The organism is Synergistaceae bacterium, from assembly GCA_012728235.1.
Classification (GTDB): domain Bacteria; phylum Synergistota; class Synergistia; order Synergistales; family Synergistaceae; genus JAAYFL01.
In genome coordinates, this window is sequence record JAAYFL010000098.1 from 1 (window position 1) to 6,606 (window position 6,606).

A 6,606-nucleotide genomic window follows, 5' to 3' on the forward strand; every position below is an offset into this window, starting at 1 on the left:
AATTTTAACTGCTCATTTTATGTGCGTTTTCGTACATGTCTTTTATTTCATTTTCCTTGACAAGCTTTGATAGAAGCATTGCTATTATTATTATTCCTGGGATATCAACAAGAAGTCGAACAAGAGCAAAGGTTGCCCCCAAAGATTCTATTTCAAAAAGAACCATCGGGATTTTTGTAGTAGACCATGCCCCGATGAAGATTATTATATTTCTAAAACTAACTCCTTTTTGCATAAAAACAGCACTTACAGGAAAAGCGGCATAAAGGGGCCCAGCTGCCGCAGATCCTATGAAAAATGCAAGCAATATTCCCTTTAAGCCGGAATCTTCTCCCATATATTTAATCATCCTATCTCTTGGAACCCAAACATCAAGCAGTCCAAGTAAAACAAATATTGGAGGAATGATAAAAAGCATATCCACAAAAGATTTAAGAGAAATTGAGAGAGCTTTGGTGCCTAAGGTCCTGTTAAAGGCTGTAAGCAAAAATATAGATAATAAAACAACAATAAAAGCCCTGTATCTTTTAATTGTATTTTTCAATTAACCCACGACCTTTCCTATAGCAAATGCCACAAAGAAAGAGAAAATAAATGCAAAAACATTTCTCAAAATTGTCATTCTCTTGCCAAAATATTTTATTTCAATAGGCATGGTCACAAGTCCAACCATCATTAATGTTGAAATCAAAGCTCCTATTTGCATGTAACCGGCGCCAGCTTCCAGAAGTAGTAGCGCTGTTGGAAAAGCAACAAAACTGGGAATAAGAGTTACCGATCCGACTAGGGAAGCCAATAAGACTCCTATCCATCCTGATTCTTTGCCCAATATATTTGAAATCATCTGTGGGCTGCTAACAGCCAGCATGACACCTATTAGCAATAAAACAACAAGAAATTCTGGCAGGATGTTTTCAAAAGATCTCCATCCTTTTTTCAGTGCTGCCATACTTTTCTCTCTGTCTTTTGTAAAAGAAAATATAAGCAGAACTATAGTAATACCATAAAAAATATAAGAATCCAAAACAATACATCCAAATATATATTTTGCGGTTTAAGAAAGGCGATAGTGCGTTTAAATAAGGGTGTAACAGTTAATTTGTTGTTATGTTTCTTAAAATTTAAAAATTCCTCGCAATTGCGAGGAATCCACGCTTATTATTTTATTTCCGATCACGTCGGAAAAAATTAGAAGCTTCAGCCGAAACAGCTGGAACATCCACCTTGATCCGCATCTGCTTCTTCTTTTATTAAAGCGGATATGAGAAGCTCTTTTATTTTTTCATATGTGGGAACAACCCCGGACAGGACAACTTCCCCATCAATGGCAAGACTAGGCAATGAAAGAACCCCAAATGATGCTATCTCTGCAACGTCTGTAACTTTCTCTACTGGATTTCCGATTTTTAGATCCCTTGCTGCCTGAACAACAAGCTGGTCAAGCTCTTCACAAGTGGCACAGCCTGTTCCCAATATCTGAATTTTCATGTTAACTTTCTCCTTTTCTAAAATTATTATTTATAACATTTTTTATTTTTCTAAAAATATTTCCGGATTCTCTCCTTCCGCAATCTTTTGTATGCAGGAAAGCATATTAGGAAGACAGTGAACCCGCAGACTATAATAAACTTTCAATCCGTCTTTTCTTGAAGAGAGTATGCCCAACTTTTTCATAAACGCTAAATGCTTGCTTATCGTAGTTCTATCGCAAGAAAATAAATTTCCTATATTATGGACACACATTTCTCCCTCAGACAAGGCTTGTACGATAGAGAAACGAACCGGATGAGCCAGCCCCTTCAGTATTTCTATTTTTCTGTCAAACAACAAGTTTTTATTTACCATATATTACCCCTCACTATGTGGCGATTTTACCACATATTTTCTATTAGTCAATTTTAAATGATAATCATAATCTATTTGCTGATTATCATTAACCATATAGAGCTTGACAAAGAAAGTTAAATATGTTAGTCTCTATTTGCTCATAAAAGTAGAGCAAATACAAACTATAAAGGAGTTGTTAGACATGGTTGGATTAGTACCTTTTAACAGGAGAGGCAGAGGTCTATCTGCCGGGTCCGGATTCAGGGACTTTTACAATGTCCTCGACGACTTTTTTGCGACAGACTGGCCAACAAGACGAAGCTTGGCCTTCGACACATTTAAAGTCGATATTCAGGATAACGGCAATGAGTACTTAATTGAGGCGGAACTCCCGGGAATTAAAAAAGAAGAGATAGGCCTTTCGCTCAACGACGGACAGCTTACCATTACTGTTACAAAAGATGAAGATGCGGAGGATAAAGAAAAGAACTACATCCATCGCGAAAGACGTTGTGTATCAATGAGCAGAGCTATTAATTTGACAGATGTATCAACTGCGGATATTAAAGCCAAACTAATTGACGGTGTTTTGAGAATTAACGTTCCAAAAGAAGAAAAAAAGAGCACAGATATTGAGATTGAAATAGAGTAAGATAGCCAGTTTCGTACGATCTCTGAGCAATAAAAAGAGTAGGGTGCACGCCAACGGCAAGCCCCTACTCTTTTTAACATTCAAATTAAACAGCAGCCTTTATTTTCTTGACATCTTATAAGAAGAGGAATACAATCCCTCAAAGCAGATAAATTTGAAAGCATAAATTATTAAAGAGAGGAGATATTGGGATATGAAACATAACAACAGCTACTCATATTATGCGGCTATCGCACAATTCTCCTTTATTGACGCGGATCCTCTTCACGGATTCGCGCCAGTGGCTCTTGATTGTAAATAACTAGTCAGCCATCGTTGCGTATTTTCCGTTGAAGCAGGGTCCCGTCATGGGAACCCTGCTTTTTTTATATGTAAATATTAAATTTCGTTAATATGGGAGGATATAAAAATGGTAAGATATTTTTGCTATGATTTTTTTAGAAACACAAAAATCACACAGATTCTTTTATTTAGCATACAATTAACCAGAAATCGATTTAGTACTGTATTATTTTAGTAAAAAGTACTTCTTAATTCTTCTCACGTTAAACGTGATTTAGTAAAAATTTTCTGAAAGGAATTGATTTTAAATGGAAAGATACTACCAAAAAGAGATTGAGTGTGCCCCTCGCGAACAAATTAAAAAGTGGCAGAGCGAGCGGCTTGTTAAAACAGTTAAACGTGTTTACGAAAATTCTCCTTACTACAAAAAACTGATGGATGAAAAGGGAGTCACATGTAACGACATAAAATCTGTTGACGATCTTCATAAGCTTCCGTTTCTTGAAAAGGAAGATTTGAGAAAATCATATCCATATGGACTCATGTCAACCCCAATTCGCGACTGTATAAGAATACAATCCACAAGTGGCACCACAGGGAAAAGAGTTATAGCTTTTTACACTCAGAACGATCTTGACCTTTGGGACGACTGTTGTGCTAGAGCAATAACAGCCGCGGGAGCGACCAGGGATGACGTGGTGCACGTCTCATACGGGTACGGTCTTTTCACAGGTGGGTTAGGATTACATGGAGGATCTCACAAAGTAGGCTCTCTGACTTTACCTGTCTCTTCAGGAAACACTGAAAGACAGCTTCAATTTATGGAGGATCTCGGCTCCACTGTTCTTTGCTGCACACCTTCTTATGCAGCGTACCTTGCGGAAACTATTACCGAAAAAGGGCTAAAAGATCTCCTCAAGCTTAAAATTGGGATTTTCGGCGCAGAGGCATGGACAGACGAAATGCGCCGTGATATCGAAGAAAAACTTGGCATAAAGGCTTATGATATATATGGACTTACGGAGCTTTCTGGGCCAGGCGTTGCTTTCGAATGTTGCGAACAAAACGGAATGCATATAAACGAAGATCATTTCATCGCAGAAATAATCAACCCGGAAACGGGAGAGGTTTTGCCTGATGGAGAAAAGGGAGAATTGGTTTTCTCTAGCATAACAAAAGAAGCTTTCCCGCTTCTTCGTTATCGTACTCGCGACATTTGTATACTGAACAGCAAGAAATGTTCATGTGGAAGAACCATGAAAAGAATGGGCAAACCGCTTGGCCGCAGCGATGACATGCTCATAGTCAAAGGAGTAAACGTATTCCCGTCACAAATTGAGGCTGTACTTCTTAAAAATGGATACGAAGCTAATTATCAAATTATCGTCTCTCGTATCAATAACAGTGACGTCTTAGATATCAATGTTGAGATGACACCAGAAAAATTCTCCGACACTATCGGAGAAATCTCCGCTGCAGAGAAGGTTCTTGTTAACGACTTAAGAGCAGTTCTTGGCATTTTTGCCAGAGTTCACCTTGTTGCACATAAGAGTATCGTTCGCAGTGAGGGAAAAGCGGTGAGTGTGATAGACAAACGCAATCTATATTAAGGAGAAAAGGAGGAAGTATTATGCCAAAAACAGTAAAACAAATTTCTGTGTTCCTCGAAAATAACCCTGGACAGCTTGCAGATTTAACGAAATTATTAAGTGAGCACAACATTGATATGAGAACTCTTTCTATCGCTGAAGCGGAAGATTTCGGAATAGTAAGAATGATTGTAAATAACCCGGAAGAAACAATGACAAGGCTCAAAAATGCCGGCTATGTGGCCTCTATCACCCCAGTACTTGCTGTAGCGGTTCGTGATGAACCGGGTGGGCTATATGAAATCTTAGAAATTATGAGAAAAGACGGCGTCAATTTAGAGTATGCATATGCTTTCATCGCAAAAAAGAAGATCGGAGCATACTTAATCTTTCATGTCAGTGATGCTGATACAGAAAAAGCTGCAAAAGTTCTCTCTAAAAATAATATTCCGCTTATTACTCAGGAGGAACTTGATTTAATTTAAGGCGAGAGTATCCTGCTGGAAGCATGACACTTCCATTCAAGGCTTGACTTAAATCTAAATTAAAGTAAAATGCTTTACGTTACTTATGATAAAAATATCGTTTTTTTGCCGGTGTAGCTCAGTTGGTAGAGCAGCTGACTTGTAATCAGCAGGTCGGAGGTCCGAGTCCTCTCGCCGGCTCCAGAAATACGAAGGCATTCAGAACATGACGTTCTGAATGCCTTTTTTATCTTCACTTTTTATAAGTTCTTACGTTTTAATAACATTTTTTAATGTTTAACATTGCCTATTGCAATTTCTGTATAACAGTGATAGCATTTCACACAATAACAACCGTTTGGAGCGATTTTATGAAATCAAGCGTCTGCCTTACAATCAATACAAACAACTGCTGGTGGCTTAACTAACGTCCACCCGTATTGTGCTGTGCCAATACAGGAGGACTGAGAGAATATTTCTTTCAGTCCTCTTTTTTATATAAAAAGATACATAGCTTAGAAAAGAAAGAACAGACAGGCTACATCAGATTAGAGGAGGAGTTAAAATGAAAGAGAAATTAAAAAGTTCAGCAGGGTTCCCTGTTAAAGGGATGTTCAATGAATATGGAGGCATCTATGTTCCGGATGCACTGAAACCAGTGCTAGATGAAGTAGCGAAAGAGTACGAAAAATGCCTTACTGACAGTTCATTTAGGAAAGAATACCTTACCCTTCTAAAGAATTATGTGGGACGCCCTTCAGCACTTACAGAGTGCAAAAATCTCACCAAAAGTGCGGGAGGAGCCAGAATCTTTTTAAAGAGAGAGGACCTCAACCACACAGGAGCCCATAAAATAAACAACTGCATAGGGCAGGCTCTTCTTGCAAAAAGAATGGGGAAGAAAAAGATTATTGCAGAGACCGGAGCGGGAATGCACGGCGTTGCCACTGCCACAGTTGCTGCTCTTATGGGCATGAAATGCGATATCTACATGGGGGCAGTCGACATAGAACGACAGGCACCCAACGTTCTTAGGATGAGAGCATTGGGAGCAACGGTCGTTCCAGTTTCTGACGGACAGGGCACGCTAAAAGAAGCCGTGGATGCAGCACTCAACGCATTTTGCAACGACTTGTCTCTGTATTATCTCCTTGGGTCAGCAGTAGGGCCGCATCCTTATCCAACGATGGTACAAGATTTTCAGAGAATTATTGGAGAAGAAGCGAGAGAACAAATGCTTGAAAGAACCGGCTCTCTTCCAGATGCAGTTATAGCCTGCGTTGGGGGTGGAAGCAACGCAATTGGGGCTTTCGGAGCATTTCTTGAAGATGAGGATGTCCGGCTAATAGGAGTAGAGCCCTCCGGAAGAGGATTTTCATATGGAGAACATTCAGCCACATTGACCATGGGGAAACCAGGTGTACTTCATGGTTTTAAGAGTTATGTTCTTACAGATGAAAAAGGAGATGCAGCTTTGGTCTATTCCATTGCTGCCGGGCTTGACTACCCTTCAGTTGGACCGGTTCATGCGGCTTTGAAAGATAGCGGAAGAGCGGAATATATTTGCGCAAGCGACAAAGAAGCGCTCGAGGCTTTTAAATTACTTTGCAGAACAGAGGGAATCATTCCTGCTCTTGAAAGTGCACATGCCCTTGCAGGAGCGATAAGAATCGCACCCGATTTCGGTCCTGACAAAACATTGCTCGTTAACCTTTCGGGGCGTGGCGACAAGGATATGGAAACAATAGCCAAATTAGGATTATTCGACTTGCCGCTCGTTTCAAATTAATAA

General features: G+C 39.5%; 8 protein-coding genes and 1 tRNA gene. 5 read left to right on the forward strand and 4 right to left on the reverse strand.

All coding sequences use genetic code 11. From position 1 onward, the window contains the following. Positions 1 to 4 precede the first annotated feature (4 nt). From GXZ13_06405 to GXZ13_06420, 4 genes are all read right to left on the reverse strand, one after another. Positions 5 to 544: a permease gene (locus tag GXZ13_06405; protein ID NLX75446.1), complete on the reverse strand. Its 540-nt coding sequence runs from the start codon at positions 542 to 544 to the stop codon at positions 5 to 7. Next, a complete protein-coding gene (locus GXZ13_06410; protein ID NLX75447.1) occupies positions 545 to 1,024 on the reverse strand; it encodes a permease in 480 nt (159 codons plus the stop codon). It lies immediately after the preceding gene. Between the two features lie 173 nt (positions 1,025 to 1,197). After that, entirely contained in the window at positions 1,198 to 1,488 is a 291-nt protein-coding gene (locus GXZ13_06415) for a thioredoxin family protein (protein NLX75448.1), read from the reverse strand. A 42-nt stretch (positions 1,489 to 1,530) separates the two neighbouring features. Then, positions 1,531 to 1,845, reverse strand: a complete 315-nt coding sequence (locus GXZ13_06420) for a winged helix-turn-helix transcriptional regulator (GenBank protein NLX75449.1) — start codon at positions 1,843 to 1,845, stop codon at positions 1,531 to 1,533. A gap of 184 nt (positions 1,846 to 2,029) precedes the next feature. Here GXZ13_06420 and GXZ13_06425 point away from each other — a divergent pair, with 184 nt between their 5' ends. The 5 genes from GXZ13_06425 (at position 2,030) to trpB (ending at position 6,603) form a co-directional block, all read left to right on the forward strand. After that, positions 2,030 to 2,479 carry an Hsp20/alpha crystallin family protein gene (locus GXZ13_06425; GenBank protein NLX75450.1) on the forward strand — a complete coding sequence of 150 codons (450 nt, stop codon included), beginning with the start codon at positions 2,030 to 2,032 and terminating at the stop codon, positions 2,477 to 2,479. 590 nt (positions 2,480 to 3,069) lie between these two features. Then, positions 3,070 to 4,371 (forward strand): phenylacetate--CoA ligase, encoded by a 1,302-nt coding sequence (locus GXZ13_06430; GenBank protein NLX75451.1) that lies wholly within the window; start codon positions 3,070 to 3,072, stop codon positions 4,369 to 4,371. Between the two features lie 20 nt (positions 4,372 to 4,391). After that, positions 4,392 to 4,835: an acetolactate synthase gene (locus GXZ13_06435; GenBank protein ID NLX75452.1), complete on the forward strand. Its 444-nt coding sequence runs from the start codon at positions 4,392 to 4,394 to the stop codon at positions 4,833 to 4,835. Between the two features lie 107 nt (positions 4,836 to 4,942). Next, a tRNA-Thr gene (locus GXZ13_06440) sits at positions 4,943 to 5,018 on the forward strand. 361 nt (positions 5,019 to 5,379) lie between these two features. Then, entirely contained in the window at positions 5,380 to 6,603 is a 1,224-nt protein-coding gene (gene trpB / locus GXZ13_06445; protein NLX75453.1) for a tryptophan synthase subunit beta, read from the forward strand. Positions 6,604 to 6,606: the final 3 nt, after the last annotated feature.

What these genes read in the sequence shown, in the direction of transcription:
- GXZ13_06435 (NLX75452.1), top strand. Translation starts at nt 4,392, where the DNA reads ATGCCAAAAACAGTAAAACAAATTTCTGTGTTCCTCGAAAATAACCCT.
- GXZ13_06425 (NLX75450.1), top strand. Translation starts at nt 2,030, where the DNA reads ATGGTTGGATTAGTACCTTTTAACAGGAGAGGCAGAGGTCTATCTGCC.
- GXZ13_06430 (NLX75451.1), top strand. Translation starts at nt 3,070, where the DNA reads ATGGAAAGATACTACCAAAAAGAGATTGAGTGTGCCCCTCGCGAACAA.
- trpB (NLX75453.1), top strand. Translation starts at nt 5,380, where the DNA reads ATGAAAGAGAAATTAAAAAGTTCAGCAGGGTTCCCTGTTAAAGGGATG.
- GXZ13_06420 (NLX75449.1), bottom strand. Translation starts at nt 1,845, where the DNA reads ATGGTAAATAAAAACTTGTTGTTTGACAGAAAAATAGAAATACTGAAG.
- GXZ13_06415 (NLX75448.1), bottom strand. Translation starts at nt 1,488, where the DNA reads ATGAAAATTCAGATATTGGGAACAGGCTGTGCCACTTGTGAAGAGCTT.